Source organism: Limosilactobacillus equigenerosi DSM 18793 = JCM 14505 (assembly GCF_001311375.1).
In the GTDB taxonomy this organism is placed as follows: Bacteria; Bacillota; Bacilli; order Lactobacillales; family Lactobacillaceae; genus Limosilactobacillus; species Limosilactobacillus equigenerosi.
Genome location: NZ_BBAS01000001.1, coordinates 220341 through 237822, shown reverse-complemented (window position 1 = coordinate 237822; position 17482 = coordinate 220341). Strand labels below are relative to the sequence as shown.

At 43.8% G+C, this 17482-nt stretch carries 15 protein-coding genes and 4 pseudogenes; 9 read left to right on the top strand and 10 right to left on the bottom strand.

All coding sequences use genetic code 11. The annotated features are described in order from the left end of the window. The first annotated feature begins 19 nt into the window (after positions 1 to 19). Both gtfA and JCM14505_RS01195 read left to right on the top strand, forming a co-directional pair. Positions 20 to 1476: pseudogene (gene gtfA / locus JCM14505_RS01200) on the top strand (sucrose phosphorylase). A 102-nt stretch (positions 1477 to 1578) separates the two neighbouring features. Further along, positions 1579 to 2508, top strand: a complete 930-nt coding sequence (locus tag JCM14505_RS01195; protein WP_054652297.1) for a LacI family DNA-binding transcriptional regulator — start codon at positions 1579 to 1581, stop codon at positions 2506 to 2508. Between the two features lie 43 nt (positions 2509 to 2551). Here the strand turns inward: JCM14505_RS01195 and JCM14505_RS01190 are convergent, their stop codons facing one another. Further along, complete coding sequence (locus JCM14505_RS01190; protein WP_054652295.1) at positions 2552 to 2746, bottom strand: LBP_cg2779 family protein; 195 nt, start codon at positions 2744 to 2746, stop codon at positions 2552 to 2554. 133 nt (positions 2747 to 2879) lie between these two features. On the opposite strand from JCM14505_RS01190, the gene JCM14505_RS01185 reads away from it, so the two are divergent. From JCM14505_RS01185 to JCM14505_RS01170, 4 genes and pseudogenes are all read left to right on the top strand, one after another. Next, a complete protein-coding gene (locus JCM14505_RS01185; RefSeq protein ID WP_054652293.1) occupies positions 2880 to 3500 on the top strand; it encodes an LVIS_2131 family protein in 621 nt (206 codons plus the stop codon). 81 nt (positions 3501 to 3581) lie between these two features. Next, positions 3582 to 4139, top strand: a complete 558-nt coding sequence (efp, locus tag JCM14505_RS01180; protein WP_054652291.1) for an elongation factor P — start codon at positions 3582 to 3584, stop codon at positions 4137 to 4139. A gap of 59 nt (positions 4140 to 4198) precedes the next feature. After that, the gene (locus JCM14505_RS01175) at positions 4199 to 4525 is read left to right on the top strand and encodes a DUF7671 family protein (protein WP_054652289.1); all 327 of its coding nucleotides are present in this window, start codon (positions 4199 to 4201) and stop codon (positions 4523 to 4525) included. A gap of 146 nt (positions 4526 to 4671) precedes the next feature. Further along, positions 4672 to 5981: pseudogene (locus tag JCM14505_RS01170) on the top strand (NCS2 family permease). A 35-nt stretch (positions 5982 to 6016) separates the two neighbouring features. Here JCM14505_RS01170 and JCM14505_RS01165 read toward each other — a convergent pair. The 3 genes and pseudogenes from JCM14505_RS01165 to greA form a co-directional block, all read right to left on the bottom strand. After that, positions 6017 to 6721: a type 1 glutamine amidotransferase gene (locus JCM14505_RS01165; RefSeq protein ID WP_054652287.1), complete on the bottom strand. Its 705-nt coding sequence runs from the start codon at positions 6719 to 6721 to the stop codon at positions 6017 to 6019. Then, positions 6721 to 8056, bottom strand: a pseudogene (locus JCM14505_RS01160) (Mur ligase family protein). Before JCM14505_RS01160 ends, JCM14505_RS01165 begins: the two are co-directional and overlap by 1 nt. Positions 8057 to 8167: 111 nt before the next feature. After that, on the bottom strand, positions 8168 to 8638 hold the full coding sequence (greA, locus tag JCM14505_RS01155; RefSeq protein ID WP_054652285.1) for a transcription elongation factor GreA: 471 nt from the start codon (positions 8636 to 8638) through the stop codon (positions 8168 to 8170). 64 nt (positions 8639 to 8702) lie between these two features. Between greA and JCM14505_RS01150 the strand changes: the two genes are divergently transcribed. After that, entirely contained in the window at positions 8703 to 9026 is a 324-nt protein-coding gene (locus JCM14505_RS01150; protein WP_054652284.1) for a hypothetical protein, read from the top strand. A 177-nt stretch (positions 9027 to 9203) separates the two neighbouring features. On the opposite strand, the gene JCM14505_RS01145 is transcribed toward JCM14505_RS01150, so the two are convergent. The 3 genes from JCM14505_RS01145 to JCM14505_RS01135 are packed head-to-tail and all read right to left on the bottom strand — an operon-like array spanning position 9204 to position 10763. Beyond that, a complete protein-coding gene (locus tag JCM14505_RS01145; RefSeq protein WP_054652282.1) occupies positions 9204 to 9431 on the bottom strand; it encodes a hypothetical protein in 228 nt (75 codons plus the stop codon). Between the two features lie 24 nt (positions 9432 to 9455). Next, positions 9456 to 9959: a YbhB/YbcL family Raf kinase inhibitor-like protein gene (locus JCM14505_RS01140; protein WP_054652279.1), complete on the bottom strand. Its 504-nt coding sequence runs from the start codon at positions 9957 to 9959 to the stop codon at positions 9456 to 9458. Between the two features lie 12 nt (positions 9960 to 9971). Further along, on the bottom strand, positions 9972 to 10763 hold the full coding sequence (locus JCM14505_RS01135) for a tyrosine-protein phosphatase (RefSeq protein ID WP_054652277.1): 792 nt from the start codon (positions 10761 to 10763) through the stop codon (positions 9972 to 9974). Between the two features lie 157 nt (positions 10764 to 10920). Here JCM14505_RS01135 and JCM14505_RS01130 point away from each other — a divergent pair. After that, positions 10921 to 12088 (top strand): annotated as a pseudogene (locus JCM14505_RS01130) (galactokinase). A gap of 24 nt (positions 12089 to 12112) precedes the next feature. After that, a complete protein-coding gene (locus JCM14505_RS01125) occupies positions 12113 to 13561 on the top strand; it encodes a UDP-glucose--hexose-1-phosphate uridylyltransferase (RefSeq protein WP_054652275.1) in 1449 nt (482 codons plus the stop codon). 160 nt (positions 13562 to 13721) lie between these two features. On the opposite strand, the gene JCM14505_RS09295 is transcribed toward JCM14505_RS01125, so the two are convergent. The 3 genes from JCM14505_RS09295 to JCM14505_RS01115 form a co-directional block, all read right to left on the bottom strand. Further along, on the bottom strand, positions 13722 to 14375 hold the full coding sequence (locus JCM14505_RS09295) for an MFS transporter (protein WP_225352211.1): 654 nt from the start codon (positions 14373 to 14375) through the stop codon (positions 13722 to 13724). Positions 14376 to 14570: 195 nt separating this feature from the next. Continuing rightward, positions 14571 to 15149, bottom strand: coding sequence for an MFS transporter (locus JCM14505_RS09290; protein WP_225352203.1), 579 nt, complete (start codon positions 15147 to 15149; stop codon positions 14571 to 14573). A gap of 105 nt (positions 15150 to 15254) precedes the next feature. Further along, the gene (locus JCM14505_RS01115; RefSeq protein WP_054652273.1) at positions 15255 to 17474 is read right to left on the bottom strand and encodes an alpha-galactosidase; all 2220 of its coding nucleotides are present in this window, start codon (positions 17472 to 17474) and stop codon (positions 15255 to 15257) included. Positions 17475 to 17482: the final 8 nt, after the last annotated feature.

Here is a 17482-nt window from a genome sequence, read left to right as displayed (position 1 = left end):
AATTTTTGGAGGATTTAACATGCCAATTCAAAACAAGACGATGTTAATTACTTACTCTGATTCAATGGGTAAGAACATCAAAGAAACGCACGAAGTATTAAACAACTACATCGGTAAGGCCATCGGTGGGGTCCACTTATTACCATTCTTCCCATCAACGGGTGACCGTGGGTTTGCCCCATACGATTACACGGTTGTTGACCCTGCCTTTGGGGACTGGATGATGTTGAAGCTTTAGGTAAGGAATACTACTTAATGTTTGACTTCATGATCAACCACATTTCTCGGAAGTCAGAAATGTACCAAGACTTTAAGGAAAAGCATGACGATTCTAAGTATGCGGACTTCTTTATTCGTTGGGAAAAGTTCTGGGAAGCTGCTGGTGAAAACCGGCCAACGAAGGAAGACGTTGACTTAATCTACAAGCGGAAAGACAAGGCCCCAATGCAAGAAATTACGTTTGCTGATGGGACGACGGAACACCTTTGGAACACGTTTGGTGAAGAACAAATCGATATCAACGTTAAGTCTAAGGTGGCTAACGAATTCTTCAAGCAAACGTTGACGGACATGGTTAACCATGGGGCTGATATGATTCGGTTGGATGCCTTTGCTTACGCAATCAAGAAGGCTGACACGAACGACTTCTTTATTGAACCAGAAATCTGGGACCTCTTAAATGAAGTTCGTGACATCTTAGCTCCATACAAGGCCGAAATCTTACCAGAAATCCACGAACACTACACGATTCCAGAAAAGATTTCACAACACGACTACTTTGTTTACGACTTTGCCTTACCAATGACGACGCTTTACACGCTTTACTCAGGTAAGACGAACCGATTAGCTAAGTGGTTGAAGATGTCACCAATGAAGCAATTCACGACGCTTGATACGCATGATGGGATCGGGGTTGTTGATGCGCGGGATATCTTAACGGATGACGAAATTGAATACGCATCAAACGAATTATACAAGGTTGGGGCTAACGTTAAGCGGAAGTACTCATCAGCTGCTTACAACAACCTTGATATTTACCAAATTAACTCAACTTACTACTCAGCCTTAGGTGACGATGACCGTTCATACTTACTTTCACGGGCCATCCAAGTCTTTGCGCCTGGGATTCCAATGGTTTACTACGTTGGATTATTAGCAGGTTCAAACGACCTTGAATTGTTGGAAAACACGAAGGAAGGTCGGAACATCAACCGTCACTACTACTCCAAGGAAGAAGTGGCTGAAGAAGTGCAACGGCCAGTTGTTGCGAACCTCTTGAAGATGTTAGCATGGCGGAATGAATTTGCAGCCTTTGATCTTGATGGTTCCATCGAAGTTGAAACACCAACGGAAACGACGATTAAGATCACGCGTCAAGACGCTAACGGTGATAACGTTGCGGTCTTAGAAGCCGATGCTGCAAACAAGACGTTTACGATTACGGCTAATGGCGAAGAAGTAATGACGCAAGCTTAATTTAATGGCTAAAAAAGCAACGAGTTTAACTCGTTGCTTTTTTATGGTCAAAATTTGTCATAATAGATATATCTTAATTTGATAAGGAGTAGCGAAAAAGCCATGGTTGCAAAATTACAAGATGTTGCCAAGCTAGCGGGCGTCTCAGTGACGACGGTATCGCGGGTGATTAATAATTACGGATCACTAAGCGAAAAGACAATTAATAAAGTTCACGCAGCCATGCGTGAATTAAATTATCGTCCCAATGCCTTAGCGCGGGCGATGCAAGGAAAATCATCGAAATTTGTGGGGTTAATTTTCCCAAATTTAACGAATCCATTTTATGCCGAGTTAGGGAATGAAATTGAACGACAATTATTTAAGTTAGGCTATAAAACGATCATTGCGTCATCAGCTGAAAATAAAGCAATTGAACATGAATATTTAGCGATGTTGACGGCTAATCAAGTTGATGGAATTATATCGAGTTCGCATAACTTAGATATCGATGAGTATCAACATGTTGATGCGCCGATTGTCTCGTTCGACCGTCGGTTATCCGTTAATATTCCAACGGTGGCTAGTGATAATTATTATGGTGGTCATTTAGCAGCCCAATATTTAGTTGAACATGGGGCTAAAGAAATTGCGATTTTAATTGATGAAGATACTTCGGCGTCGCCAACGGTTAATCGGGTTCAAGGCGCGCTGGATTACTTAAATCATCACGCAGTCAATGCTACCCCATTAGATGTGAATGACATCGACATCACAACCGAATTTCCTGGGAAATATGATGCAGTCTTAGCGACGAATGATGTGATTGCCTTAGAAATTCGGCAAATTATGCGGGATCAAGGGGTGGAACCGTTAATTACGGGTTACGATGGCAGTCAATTAATTCGGCGGATTGCCCCCGATTTAGTGACTGTCGTCCAACCGGTGGCAGCCATTGCGGATTGTTTGGTTAAAACCTTGATGAAAATGATGCAAAATCAAGAGGTTGAATTAGAAATTCCGCCATTACCAGTGACTTTAGCTAATGGATAAATAAAACGGACTTGGAAAGTTTTCCAAGTCCGTTTTTATGGTTTTAGCCTGGGTAAGCTTGCATGAAGCGCCGTAATAAGGCGACTTCTTCATCCGTTGGATTGCTAGAAGCCGATGACTTTAAGTCATGTACTCGTTCTACGGATAATTGGCTGCCGAGCGCCACTTCGTTATCGTTTAATTGCGTGGCCTTTTCGAATTCGATTAATTCGAGAGCTAATTCTGAAAATGTGTTCATGGTAGTTCCTCCAAAAAAAACTATTACTATTATAGCGTTATCACCAGTTTTTATCCATATAGGAAATTAATTTCAGTAGGTGGTGATTATGTTACAATGAAGGTATTGAATTGAATGTAAGGAGAGTAAGTTAATGAGTTGGAATTGGTTAGGTTGGGTTGCATGGCTCGGCACCGTTGCTTGGGTTTGGTATGTTATTCACTATATTCGGGTCCACCAATTAATGTTGATTGCCCGTGAACAACGACGCTTTTCAAATCGCTTACTCGCTCAATACCTTGGCCTCGGTTTAATTGCCGTCGTTTTGGTTGGTGGGATGAGTTACTTAACGTGGTTTCGGAATGTCGCGGCGACGGATACAAGTGCAGTGACGGTAACAACGAAGTATCGCCCGCTCCAAATTACTTCTTCCGGGGATAATTATTATTATGTGAAGGTTAATCATAGTGCGGGTGGTAATCGTGGCGTAGTTTCATATACTTATCAAACGCAAGGAAATCAATGGACAACTAGTGCGTACTTTACGACGTTAGCGGATGGAAATGAAATCTTGCCAGCCCGGTCCATGGATTTACCATGGCAAGTAACGAAGCTTAAGCAAATGGATAAAGAAACGGGGCATGCTTTTGTTGCCACGATGGAAGTTAAGTACCGTAATACGTGGTTAAATGGGCTTGGCTTACGGAGCCACCGGACGGCTGCGCAATATACCTTGTTGCGAATCCCAAGCGATCAGATGGAGATTCAAAAATAAGGAATTTGTGGTATAATATGAAGGTATATTGACGACTTTATCCAGCAGCGATAGAGTCCAATTGAATAAAGGAGAAGACACATGATTCAAACGATTGATTTGAAAAAAGGGATGGTCTTTGAAAAGGATGGTAAGTTATTAAAGGTCCTTTCAATTAACCACCACAAGCCTGGTAAGGGTAACACGTTGATGCAAATGGATATTCAAGACTTACGGAGTGGTTCAATCGTCCACACGACGATGCGGCCATCTGAAAAGGTTGAACAAGTTAACGTTGACAAGCGGAACGCACAATACTTATACGATGAAGGCGATAACTCTGTCTTCATGGATTTGGAAACGTACGAACAATACGAAATTTCTGAAAACCAAATCAGCGAAGAAAAGAAGTTCATGGTTGAAAACATGCAAGTGCAACTTCACTTCGTTGGTGCTGAATTAGTTGGGATTGAATTACCAGTAACGGTTACGTTAACAGTTGCTGATACGCAACCAATGGTGAAGGGGGCAACCATCGATGGTGGTGGTAAGCCAGCTACGATGAACACTGGGGTGGTAGTTCAAGTGCCTTCATTTATCAAGAACGGTGACGAAATCATTGTCAACACGACGGATGGTAGCTACAAGTCACGGGCTTAATCATTAACATTAACTCCTCAAACCACAAGGCTTGAGGAGTTTTTTTAAGGAGTAGCGAAATGGGAAAGAAAGATCAATATCCAGTTTTTAAGTATTGGGGGATTCCATTACAAATGGATAACTCTGGTCAATATCAATTAAAAGCCGATCCCAAAGGTCAGATTTTAGTGCATACTTGGCGCCAAGGTAAGCATACGAAGGGGAAATTTGTGCAACCTGGCCAAGTGGCGTTAACCGAAAATAATCTAGCGGTGGTGATTGTGAAAGCCGAAAAATGGCCATTTAAACGGCGGCATGAAGAAACGCCGTTACAACGGATTTTAACGCAGCAAGTCGCACCATCATTATTAGCAAAGGCCCAAACTCAACTACAATCAATCGGTTAAATCAGTATTAACGGGGCTGAAAAAGTTGATTTAAATTAGATGTTTGCTTTAAATTCGAACAATAACCAATTGTTATCTTTACATTATTCGGAAATCACGGTAAGATATGGCTTGTAGTTTTTTGAAAGAAGTTGGAGGATTGAGTTGTGAAGCAACTACAAGCATATTTTGAATTTACGACGTTAAAGACGTCCTGGCGCCAAGAAATTTTAGGTGGATTTACGACGTTTATTTCAATGGCGTATATTTTATTTGTTAACCCGAGTGTGTTGGGTGCCGCTAAGATGAATCCTGGGGCGGTATTTACGGCCTCGGCCTTAGCGAGTGCCTTTGCCTGTTTTGTGATGGGGATTGTCGCGAAATATCCAATTGCGTCTGCGCCGGCCTTAGGGATTAATGCCTTCTTTGCTTATTCTGTCTGTGTCGGGATGGGGGTGAGTTGGCAAACGGCTTTAGCTGGGGTGTTTGTTGCTTCAATTATCTTCTTGTTAATTACGATTTTTAAATTGCGGGAAGCAATTATTAATGCGATTCCAGCGGATTTAAAATTTGCGATTTCCGCTGGGATTGGGATGTTTATTGCCTTTATTGGTTTACACCAAGGGGGCTTAGTAGCGGCTAGTAAGTCAACGGTAGTTACCTTGGGGTCATTTAGTACGCCTAGTACATGGATTACGATTATCGGTTTGATTGTCACGGCAGCGTTAATGGTTTTACGAGTTCCAGGAGCCATTTTTATTGGGATGGTCATCGCAACCATCTTTGGCATGGTGACGGGGCTAATCGCCGTTCCAACACATTGGGTGAGTGCGGCGCCGAGTTTAGCGCCTACGTTCGGGGTGGCGTTACACCATGTGACTGAAATTAACACCTTACAATTATGGGTGGTGGTGTTAACCTTTTTATTAGTGACGTTTTTTTTGATACTGCCGGTACCTTAGTTGGGTTAGCTCAACAAGCAGGTTACATTAAGAATAATCAAATGCCGCGGGTTGGGAAGGCCTTATTAGCCGATTCAACGGGGATGATGGTTGGATCGCTATTAGGAACCTCACCGGTTGGTGCTTATGTTGAATCGTCCGCGGGGATTGCCGTTGGCGGTCGGTCCGGATTTGCGGCGGTAACGACGGGGATTTGTTTTTTATTAGCCTTGTTCTTTTCACCGCTGTTAGCGGTCGTAACGAGTCAAGTGACGGCCCCGGCTTTAATTATTGTTGGGGTTTTGATGGCCCAAAACTTACGCAAGATTGCCTGGGAAAAGTTAGAAATTGCGATTCCAGCCTTCTTAGTTGTGGTGGGAATGCCGTTAACTTACAGTATCGCGGATGGAATGTCATTAGGCTTTATTATGTATCCAATTACGATGTTGTTTGCTAAGCGGGGCAAAGAAGTTCATCCATTAATGTATGGCTTATTCTTTGTGTTTATTGGCTTTATTTGGATTTTAAATTACTAACAAAAAACCGCGCTCCAAGGCGCGGTTTTTTGATGCTAATAAGTTGGTTCGATAATGACTTGTTCTTGCGGTGTTAAGTCGGCATCAGGATATTTATTAGCTATGGCAATCAGTAACATTTGCTTAGCTAATTCCCCATTTTGGTCAAGGACCGTGTGGAGGTTGGTACAGAAGGTATGGTTGTAAATGGCACCTTCGCTTTGATCAGTGCGGTTGTTTCCGGTTCCAGTAACAACCGTCCCTAAGGCAGTTTGATCAGCACCAAGGAACGTTTCTAAGTCATGGTTTTCATGACCATGAAATTCAAGACCGGCAGCGGTTTTGATCACAAGGTCACCTTGGATTGGTTCGCCATTAGCGGGCAGTTCACTGTGATGTGATAACAAACCGGCCCCAGCGACTTTAGTTTGGTGTTGGTCATAATATGATTGGCCGAGCAATTGGAACCCTTCACCGACCGCTAACATTGGTTTCCCAGCTTCGATAAAGGCGTGAAGTTCGTCTTTTTTCGTGGGGATATCTTCTAAGACAATTGATTGTTCATATTTTTGACCAGCCCCGAGGACGATTAGATCAAAGTCGGTGGTTTTAAAATCATTGCCGACACTGATAATTTGACTCGTGACTTCAATATCAAGTAATTGACCGTAGTATTTGAGGGCCATGATATTGCCAAGGTCACCGTAAGTGTTGAGTAAGTTACCGTATAAATGAGCGAGTTTTAATTCGTATTGCGCCATTATTCCATCCCTCCGTCAATTAATTTCCGATCTGCTAAGGCTTTCCGCAATTGCCGCATTGAAGTATACGTAACAACGGCGTATAACCGCTTGGTTGGAATTTCTTGCATTCGATCGATTAATTTAGCGGGATCTGGTTCAACCTTCACATCGGTAAACCCACCAAACTTAAAGCGGGTCGCCGCATCGCGATAGTTTTCGGCACCGACGAGGTAATATGGGATAGCTTGGTCTTGTAAGGTTTCAAAATTACAGTCCCAAATCCAGGAAGTATCTTCCCCATCGGCTGGTAAAGCAGTTAATAGGAAAGCAAATGAATATGGTTCAGGGTCCGTCTTAATCATATCCAGGACGGTATCAACCCCAATTTGGTTCTTGACCATGATAATAACCATTTCCTTGTCGCCGATTTGAACTTTTTCTTGGCGACCGAAGATTTCAGGATTAGTTTCAAAAGCGGTCTTAATCGATGATTTGTCAACGTTCATAAACCGGGCTAATGAGTAGGCAGCCAGAGCGTTGTAGATGTTGTAGACCCCACCGACTGGAATCGTATATTCGTAATCATCAAATTTAACGACTGAGTTCGTCGTGGTAGTGGATTCAACGGCAGTCACTTGGTAATCAAGCGCGGGGCGTTGGTGATCACAGTTCGGACAGAAGTAATTTCCTAAGCCCCATAAGTGATAAATCCGTAGTGGATAATGTGGTGACATTTTGGACAAACGACCCCATCGGTGTTGGCCGGGGCTTCTAAATCACTACTTGGTTGGTCGTTAAAGCCGTACCAAACGCGGGGGTTAGGTAGCTCAACCGTATTGAAAATTGGGTCATCAGCGTTGGCGATGATGGTTGCTTCCGGCGCCATTCGGACCCCAGCTAACATTCGGTCCCAGGTGGCGTACAATTCACTATACCGATCTAATTGATCCCGGAACAAGTTCGTGAAGACAAAGGCCTTCGGTTTAAAATATTTTACAATCCGGACGATATTGGCTTCATCAACTTCCAAGATGGCTAAGCCTTTTGCTTGGGGGTAGGAGCAGAAACGAAAATCGTCGCAATTCCCCGTTTCATGTTAGAACCCGTCGGATTGTAGAGGACGTCATCGTACTTTTGGTTTAAGGCTTGGACTGCTAACGCCGTTGCGGTGGTTTTCCCGTTAGTCCCTCCCACAATGACAAAATCATACCGATCTTTGTAGTGATATAAGATATCAGGATCGATTTTTAAGGCGATTAAACCGGGTAATGAACTTCCGCGGTTAAAAATCCCATGTAAGACGGAGTAGGATAAGCGACCAACTCCAGCAGCAAATGAACTCTTAAGTGACATGGTTAAGTTCCTTTCTAGATTTTAAGCTAAACAAAAATGGCAGCTTAAAGCAGTTAACAATGTTACATTATAGTTACATTATGATATCAATATCAAGACATCTTGGGAACTTTAGAGGGAAATATGATTAATTTTGACTTGATAAGTGCCGGCGGGGGCCACAATTGTACAAATTGTATCGGTTGGTTGGTGGAGAATGGCGCTACCTAATGGCGAAGCATAGGATAATTTATGCTCAGCGAGATCAGCTTCTTGATGACCAACCATGGTATAAGTTACTTCTTCAGCGTCATCTAAATAAGTAATGGTCACGGTGGTCCCGATTTCGACGGTTTTGGTATCAGTTGGGGTCATGATTTTAGCATATTGTAATTGTTTATTGAGATACCGGAGCCGACTATCCAAATGGCGTAATTCGCGTTTGGCGGTACTATATTCAGTGTTTTCAGATAAGTCGCCAAGGGCCCGGGCGGCCTTTAGTCGTGCCACTTTGGCGGGCCGCTGCTGTTTAAGAGCGCTAATTTGTTGCTCAATTGCATCATAGCCCGCTTGCGTCATGTATTGATAATAAATTTTAGCCATGTTTTTTTCCTTTCAAGCGTTAATTGTGTATATAATAACAAAAAAAAGCAATGGAGGATGGCAAATGAGTATTGAAATTCCAGTTAATTTAGAAGAAGCCGCCATGAAGGTCGCCCAACAACAAGTGCGGGGGAATGAAGTAAGTTTAGAAGCTGTTATCAAGCAAGCGATTGTTGATAATGTTCAAGCGATGCTCGACCATGAATTAGATGGTCATTACGATGATGCGAAACTAACGGATAAAGGCCTACAAATTACTGATTTTATGGGTGATTTAGTCGGGATGATTATCTATGAACCAGATTTAGTTACGGGATTTAAAACGGATGCTGACCAATTCCAAGACTATTTAGCGCAACAAGTGACCAAATTAGTTGGCGGAAGATAAAAGGGAGCGTGACAGAAATAAAATTGATAAATTTTATTTCGTCTTCACGCCCCCGCAAGCGCGAATAGGGCTCGCAACGTTCGGATTTCCGACGTTGCGAGCCCATTCGCGTACTGCGCTGTTCGATTTTAAAAGAGGTTGTCTGGCTTATGTCGCAGCCTCTTTTTTAGGGAATGATTATTTAATCCGATGGTGTTCGTGATATGGTTGGGCATGATCAGCTTGCGGCGTGGCTTGGTCATGGGCGTAGAAGATCGCATACTCTTCGTTGGCTTCGTTTTTTGCAATTACTAATTCTGATTGTTGATGTTTTTCATGGTAAATTTGCCCTTGCCGGACGGCTTCGTTGTAGTCGTTGATATTGGCAATTGAATCGGCTGGGTTAAAGAAAATTCGCGTTGGCATAAAAAGGACCTCCTTAATGTTTATCTAGGCGCGACTTGGTAACTCAAGGGTTGCTTGTGCTAACGTGTGTTCAGCCACGGCGCGCCGGAATTCGTTATACCAAAAACCAGGAGTTAACTTTAATGGTTGATCAAGCGCGTAGACAACTAAAGTATATTGGTGAGTTTGATCGGGTGGTTGGGGACCAACATAGCCGGTGGTAATGTTCGGATTACCATTAACAAGCCCACCGGCATTGCTGTTGTTACCTTGGATAAATTGGCCAGCGAGTTCTTGGCTGGCATTTTCTGGAATGGTATGCCAATCGCCAGGAATGTCGGTAGCTAACCAGTGAATCCAAGCAAAGCCACTGACCGGGACCGCATCATAATCAATGAATGATAAGGCGAAGGCCTGCGTGTTAGCTGGGGCATCGGTAATCGTAATCGGAAAAGAACGAACCGGATGGTCAGCAATCATTTCGGTGGCATATTTACCAAAGCGATCATCTAATAATTGATGGTCATTTAAGGGAACACTAATTTGCATGAGAAAAACCTCCTAGTTGTCAGTTAAGTAGAGCGACTGCAAATCACGTAAATCGTGATTGCTGAGTTGTAAAGCGTCAGTTAAAAATTGGTTGACCGAACCATATTGCGCCTGAATAGCGCTGGTGGCCGCGTGGAGATAACTTTCGTCTACACCAGCTAATTGGGCGTAATTGTTTACAAACGTCTCAGAATGGCCCGCTGCGCGTAATTCAGCGAGCTTATTAGTAACCCAGTCGCTCGTCGTAGTGTTGGTTAATAAGTAATCTTGTTGAATCGTTTCAAAATCAACGCCCAGGGCACTTAAAACCAAGTAAGCGCCAAAGCCGGTGCGATCTTTTCCGGCTTGACAGTGAAAGAGTAAGGCACCATCGTCAGGCGTACTAAGGAGGTAGTTAAAGAAGTTGCGATAAGCGACTAGTGAGCTATCAAGGTGAGTCATTTGCCGATAAACTTCTTGCATATGACTGGCTCCGCGATTGGGAATCGTCATCAGTTCTTGATCGAGATCGGCCGTGGTTTTGGAAGCTTCTGTTAAGTCAGTTCCAAAAACTGGTTCATGGTGAAATTGAGCCGTACTAGGCACATGATCAGGTAATTGCTTCACTTCAGCGGGGGAGCGGAAATCAATATCGTATTTAACGTTTAAAGCGGCGAGCTTGGCTTGGTCGTGGTCATCAAGTTTGCCAAGGGCCCCCGAACGGATTAGCTTGCGCCACTTTAAATGCCGGCCGTCAGTTGTTTGGTAACCACCAAGATCACGAAAGTTTTCGCCACTGGTAATTGATAAGATACGTTGCGTCATAGGGTCGATCCTTTCATACTTAATAATTTTATTGTAATACTAAATGGCGCATAACGGTAAAAAAAACCACGAAAATGTAAGCGCTATCTTGACGGCTGGTTAAACAGCAGAGTAAGATTAAATCAGACTAAAAATAAGTTAATTGAAGGTGAATGAAATGGAAAAAGCAGAAATTTTAGCAGCTTACCAAACACAATTTGGCACGGAAGGGGCAGATGTCTTTTTCTCACCAGGACGGATTAATGTGATTGGTGAACATACTGATTACAACGGTGGACATGTGTTCCCCTGTGCGATTAGTTTAGGGACATATGGAGCCTTTGGTTTTCGGGATGACCAAGAAGTTCACTTATATTCAGGTAATATGGAAGGCGATGAAGTAGTCTTTGCGTTAACTGATGACCAACCAGAAACGGAGGCTAGTCGGACGTGGGCAAATTACTTCAAGGGAATGTTGACGTACTTGCGAGCTCAATTTAAGCAAATTGACCGAGGGTTTAATTTATACGTCTATGGTAACTTGCCATATGGGTCGGGATTGTCATCATCAGCTTCAATTGAATTATTAATGGGAAATGTCTTACGGGACGAATTTGACTTAGCGATTGATTCAATTGAGTTAGTTAAGTTGGGCCAAAAAAACGGAAAATGATTTTGTTGGTCTTAATTCTGGAATTATGGACCAGTTTGCGGTCGGGATGGGGAAGAAAGATAATGCGATCTTCCTTGATTGTAATACGTTAGAATACCAATACTTACCATTGGAACTCGGGGATTATGAAATTGTCATTATGAGTACGAATAAAAAGCACTCATTAGCTGGTTCCGCTTATAATGATCGGGTGGCTGAATGTCACGAAGCCGTTAAGCGACTGCAACAAAAGTTGGATATTCAAACCTTGGGTGAATTAGATGAACACACGTTAGATGAATACTCATACTTAATTAATGATGACGTCTTATTGAAGCGGGCTCGCCATGCAGTAACCGAAAATCAACGGACATTGCGGGCCACGAAGGCAATGCAAGCCGGGGATTTAAATGAATTAGGACGCTTAATTAATGCATCGCACGTGTCCTTGCACTTTGATTACGAAGTTTCAGGCACGGAATTAGATACGTTAGCCGAAGCGGCTTGGCAACAACCAGGGGTCCTTGGGGCCCGGATGATTGGTGGTGGTTTCGCTGGAAGCGCCATTGCGATTGTGAAGAAAGACCAAGCGGAAGCCTTAAAGGAAAAGGTCGGGAAGATTTATCGGGAAACCGTCGGCTATGATGCAAGTTTCTACGATGCCGAAATTGTGGATGGTCCACACAAGATTTAGTGAATGTAAGAAGGTAATGTAACGATGGGTGTAATTAGTGATTTTTGTGATCAAGTAATTGCTAGCGGTCGCTATCAAGAGCTTGATCGGAATTATGTGATGAATCAATTACGGGCGTTAGTTGGTGATGAAGATGTGCCAACCCAGGCTGGTAAGTTAGTGAGTCAGTTAGTTGACCTCTCGATTTCCCGGGAAAAGATTGAGGACTCGATTACGGAGCGGACGATTTTAAGTGATCAATTATATGATTTCTTAGCACCATTACCAGCGCAAGTGAATGAACACTTTTGGAATTTAGCCCAGGTTAGTCCCCAACAAGCGACGGATTGGTTTTATGATTTAGAAACCAAGACGGATTACGTGAAGGCGGATGCGATTAAGAAAAATATCGAATTTACCCGGACGGTAGCGGATGGGAATGAACTCGAAATTACGATTAATTTATCAAAGCCGGAAAAAGATCCGAAAGCAATTGTGGCGGCGGCTCATGCAGCAGCCAATCAATACCCGAAGTGTGCCTTGTGTATGGAAAATGAAGGTTATCGGGGCCGGCTAGGTTATGCTTCCCGGACGAATCACCGGATTATTCGGATGAACATTGGGGGCGAAACATGGGGCTTCCAATACTCGCCATATGCTTACTTTAATGAACATTGTATTTTCTTGTTAGGCGAACACCAACCAATGAAAATTAATCAACAGACGTTAGTTAATTTGGTTGAAATTGAACGCCAATTGCCACATTACTTTGTTGGGAGTAATGCCGATTTGCCAATTGTCGGGGGCTCAATGTTAGCTCATGAACACTACCAAGGTGGGCGGCATACGTTCCCAATGATGAAGGCGCCTATTAAGCAAGCCGTTGATTTTCCAGCTTACCCGCAAGTGACGGCCGGAATCGTTGATTGGCCAATGAGCGACTTGCGCCTGCAAAGTACGGATACGACGGCATTGATTAATCTAGGAACGCATATTATGACGACCTGGCAAAATTACAGCGATCCAATGTTGATGATTGATGCTGGGGATGGCGAAGAACGGCATCATACGGTGACGCCAATTATGCATCGCCAAGGTGATTTATTCGTCTTAGATTTAGTTTTGCGGGATAACAGTACGAATGAGCAATACCCACTGGGAATTTTCCACCCACATGAACAATTGTGGCACATCAAGAAAGAAAATATTGGCCTGATTGAAGTTATGGGGCGGGCAATTTTACCAGGACGGTTAAAAGCTGAATTGGCGGAAGTGAAACGTTACTGGTTAGGTGAAACAAATGAAATTGCAGCTAGTCATTTATCGTGGGCCAAGGAAGTACAATCCCAGACGACGATTACACCGACGAATGTTGATGAAGTCTTAGAACAAGCCGTCGCACAAGTCTTCAGTGATGTGCTAGCTGATGCTGGTGTCTTCAAGCGTGATGATGAAGGGGCCGCTGGGTGGCAACGGTTTATTGAACAACTTTAAACATACTAAAGAGGCTGTGACATAAGTCAGGCAACCTCTTGAAAAATCGAATATCGCAGTACGCAAATGGGCTCGAAACGTCGGAAATCCGAACGCTGCGAGCCCTATTTGCGCTTGCGGGGGCGTGAAGACGAACTAAAATTTATCAATTTTAGTTCTGTCACGCTCCCTTTTTATGGGGTAAAGTCATTTTTTTATTTGGTCGGTTAACATGGTAAGTTAAATAAATCATGCTGACAACAACTATCGCGATTAAAAACATCATAATAAAGGCGTGCCGGGAGCCGAGATATGTCCGATATGGTAAGTGGCCTAATTTAGCAAAATGTTGTTGGTAGGAAATCAGGGCTGTCGCTAAGGTCACGCTAACGGCACCGGCAAATTGTTGGAGCATATTGAAACAGGAATTAACATCGGGGGTTAAGGCATGGTCGGCCGTGGCGGCTGCATACGAGATAGTATTGGAAAAGGCGAGATTAAATCCAAACCGGAAACAAGCAAAGGATAAGGCTAATCCCCAAGGTGTTAAGAGGGGCCGTTGAAAAGCCATCATTGCCCAGGTTGCAATTAAAAAGATGGCTGCTCCGATGGAAACGGGCCATTTAGCCCCATACCGATCGGCTAAGATTCCAGCAAAGGGGGAGGTGAAGGCGCCCACTAAACTACCGGGTAATAAAATTAAACCCGCCACGAAGGAGTTGGTACGCATAACGTAAACGGCGTAGGTTGGTAGGACGACTGATAGACCGATGTTCATGAATTGGAGGCCAAAGTAAGTCACAGCGGCGGTCCGAATGGTAGGGAACCGAAAAATTTTAAAATTAATGAGGGGGATTTGCTAAATAGGTTAATGGCGATAAAGATAATTAACATTAAAATCCCACCGAGCCCCCATAAATAAAAATGATAATGGGACTTGGTGGCGCCTAATTGATTAGCACTTAAAATAAAGCTGGTTAAGGCCCCGCCTAAAGCGATGAGGGCACCAAAATTAAAGTATAAGTTAACATTAGCTTTGAGTTGGTTGCGGATAAAAAGTTGACCGCCAATTAACGCGACGATAATTAACGGCATAATCAGCCAAAAAAATCCACCGCCACGTTAATTGATGGGAAATGGAGCCGCCGAATAATGGTCCTAACGCTGGAGCGAGGGAGATAATCATCCCCGCCATGCCTGTCGTGGCGCCAAGATATTGTTTGGGAACTTGCGTAAAAATTAAGTGAAACATAATTGGGGTGGCGAGCCCAGTTGAAACCCCTTGTAAAATCCGCCCAACTAATAACCAAGTGAAATTCGGGGCGAGTGCACTTAAAACGGCCCCGGTTAAAAACATTAAGCCGGCCGTTAAATGGAGCCAGCGGGCGGGGAAGGTCCGCAATAAGTAGGCGGTGGCGCCCATGATAATGGTCACGGTCAATAAGTAGCCCGTGGTAATCCATTGGACGAGATCTAATGAAATGTTAAATTGGTGCGAGATGATTTCGTAAGCGACATTCATTGACGTTTCGTTTAAAATGCCTAAAAACGTTAATAATCCGGCACTTATCAAGGCCCAACGAGTGGTTTTGGTAATTGTTTGTCCCACGATAAAATTCCTCCAAAGAAAAACGGACCCATGCTTAGCGCATGATAGTCCGTTTTAAAAACTAACCTTGTTTATTTTAATCAATTTAGATGGTTAATTCAACGCTTAATCAACAGCTTTAATGATTAACATCGTCGCTTTGAAGTCAGCGGGATCTTTATGAGCAACCCGAGGCATAATTCGTGGTAAGAAGTAGCCGGCCGTCATTAATTCTTGTCCACTAAAGATCTCATCACCATCGTTGACGCGATAGTGTTTTTGCGGGTCAAGTCCAGCTAAGTAGAAGCGGACGTATGCCGGATTAGCTGGATTTAAGACTTGGAAGTACGTGGCGATTGCTTGGGTCTGATCGTCGTTGACAACGGCCCAGGCCGTCACGTTAGCTGGATTTTGTAGCCGTTGTGGTAACCGATAGAACTTCCCAAATTGGAAAAGCGACCGGTATTGCTTGTAAAAGGCAACTTGGTCTTTAACCTGTGCTTGTTCAGCATTGGATAATTCATTCAGGTCTAATTCATAACCAAAGGCCCCAAAGTAAGCGACCTTAGCCCGGAAGTCAAGTGATGTTAAGCGGCCATTTTGGTCATTTGGGACGGCGGAAACATGGGCGCCCCACATATTTTGGGAGTAACCGTAGGAAGAGCCAGTTTGGACGCTTAGCCGTTCAACGGCATCGGTATTATCACTTGCCCAGGCTTGGGGCGCATAGTACATCATCCCGAGGTCAAACCGGCCCCCGCCGGAAGCACAAGATTCAAATAAGACGTTTGGAAAGGCTGTTGTTAAGCGATCGTATAAGCGGTAAACCCCGAGGATGTATCGATGCCCAAATTCAGTTTGTCGATCCGCCGGGAGATTAGTACTAAAGGCTTCCGTAATACTCCGGTTCATATCCCACTTAACGTAATCAAGTTTCGTGTCGGTAATGACTTTGGCCATTTCATCATAGATAAAGTCAACCACGGCGGGATTGCTGTAATCGAGGACAAATTGGTGCCGTGCCGGGGTATGGTGGCGGTGTGGGGCGCCAATTCGCCATTCTGGATGGGCTTTAAATAGTTCACTATCTTCAGATACCATTTCTGGTTCAAACCACAATCCAAATTTCATCCCAAGTTGGTGCACCCGATGCGCAAAGCCACCCACGCCGTTAACGAATTTCTTGTGGTCAACGAACCAATCCCCTAAACTCGATTGATCATTATCCCGGTGGCCAAACCACCCATCATCAAGGACGAACATTTCAATGCCCAGGTCGTGAGCTTTATTAACGATCGGCATTAGTTTGTCTTCCGTAAAGTCCATGAAGGTCGCTTCCCAATTGTTAACTAATGTTGGGCGTTCTTGCTTGACGAAACGGCTTGGGAGTAAGTGATGGTTGTAAAAGTCAGCTAAGTTTTGACTTAAGGTATTTAACCCAGCGTCAGTGTACGTCATAATCGCTTCAGGCGTTTGGAAGGTTGCGTCAGATGTTAATTCCCAACTAAATTCAGCGGGGTTAATTCCCGTCAAGACGCGGGCGACATCGAATTGATCCACTTCAACGCTGTCGATGAAGTTACCCGAGTAAATTAAGTTGAACCCATAGGCACTTCCGGTGAGCTCGTTCGTTTCCGGCCGCGCTAACATAAAGAAGGGATTGGAATGATGTCCTGAAGTAAAGCGTAACGAACTATTACTTTGCATGCCATAGCGTAATGGGGTCCGGTGCAAGTGCCGTTCGCGCGCCCAAGAACCATCGAATTGGATGAGGTCGTAATTAAAATCAGGTAAATCGAGTTGTAAACTAAGCGCCCGGTTAAGTTTGAGGGGTTCCCCGTGGTTAATGAAGGTGGTACTCCGCGCAATCACGTCTTCGGTGGCGAAGACGGTGTAATTTAAGACCATTTCTAATTGGTTAACCGCATCAACAAAATGTACATGGAGTGTTTGGGCATCGTGGTGGTCGTCATCAAAGGTGGATGGTAACTCAGCTAAGCGGTCCTTGCCATCCACGATTTCAGCATTCGTAAATTTAAATTCGCTAATCCGATCACCAGTTGGATTCGTCACACTCACAGCCGGATACCGATAATCACCAGAACCATACGAAGCGTATTCTTGCTTTAATAATTCATATTGCAGGTCCGTTTGTTCGTCCGTATAGGTGTTGGTACAGTCGTGTTCTTCACGGGTCATTAGGTTTTGATATTCAGCCTTCACTGGAATTTGCGGGCCATAGTAAACTTGACCAGCCACCCCAGTTGGTAAAATTTGGAAAATATAGCTGGTGTGGTCAGTTTGAAGATGGAAAACTTTAGTTTGTTCGTTGTAGTGAATACTCATGATAAATC

Bases quoted from the DNA above. Each gene is read 5' to 3' on its own strand.
- JCM14505_RS01135 (WP_054652277.1), bottom strand. From the start codon at position 10,763: ATGACGCAACGTATCTTATCAATTACCAGTGGCGAAAACTTTCGTGAT.
- JCM14505_RS01115 (WP_054652273.1), bottom strand. From the start codon at position 17,474: ATGAGTATTCACTACAACGAACAAACTAAAGTTTTCCATCTTCAAACT.
- JCM14505_RS01195 (WP_054652297.1), top strand. From the start codon at position 1,579: ATGGTTGCAAAATTACAAGATGTTGCCAAGCTAGCGGGCGTCTCAGTG.
- greA (WP_054652285.1), bottom strand. From the start codon at position 8,638: ATGGCTAAAATTTATTATCAATACATGACGCAAGCGGGCTATGATGCA.
- JCM14505_RS01150 (WP_054652284.1), top strand. From the start codon at position 8,703: ATGAGTATTGAAATTCCAGTTAATTTAGAAGAAGCCGCCATGAAGGTC.
- JCM14505_RS01175 (WP_054652289.1), top strand. From the start codon at position 4,199: ATGGGAAAGAAAGATCAATATCCAGTTTTTAAGTATTGGGGGATTCCA.
- JCM14505_RS01145 (WP_054652282.1), bottom strand. From the start codon at position 9,431: ATGCCAACGCGAATTTTCTTTAACCCAGCCGATTCAATTGCCAATATC.
- JCM14505_RS01140 (WP_054652279.1), bottom strand. From the start codon at position 9,959: ATGCAAATTAGTGTTCCCTTAAATGACCATCAATTATTAGATGATCGC.
- JCM14505_RS01190 (WP_054652295.1), bottom strand. From the start codon at position 2,746: ATGAACACATTTTCAGAATTAGCTCTCGAATTAATCGAATTCGAAAAG.
- JCM14505_RS01185 (WP_054652293.1), top strand. From the start codon at position 2,880: ATGAGTTGGAATTGGTTAGGTTGGGTTGCATGGCTCGGCACCGTTGCT.
- JCM14505_RS01165 (WP_054652287.1), bottom strand. From the start codon at position 6,721: ATGGCGCAATACGAATTAAAACTCGCTCATTTATACGGTAACTTACTC.
- efp (WP_054652291.1), top strand. From the start codon at position 3,582: ATGATTCAAACGATTGATTTGAAAAAAGGGATGGTCTTTGAAAAGGAT.
- JCM14505_RS01125 (WP_054652275.1), top strand. From the start codon at position 12,113: ATGGGTGTAATTAGTGATTTTTGTGATCAAGTAATTGCTAGCGGTCGC.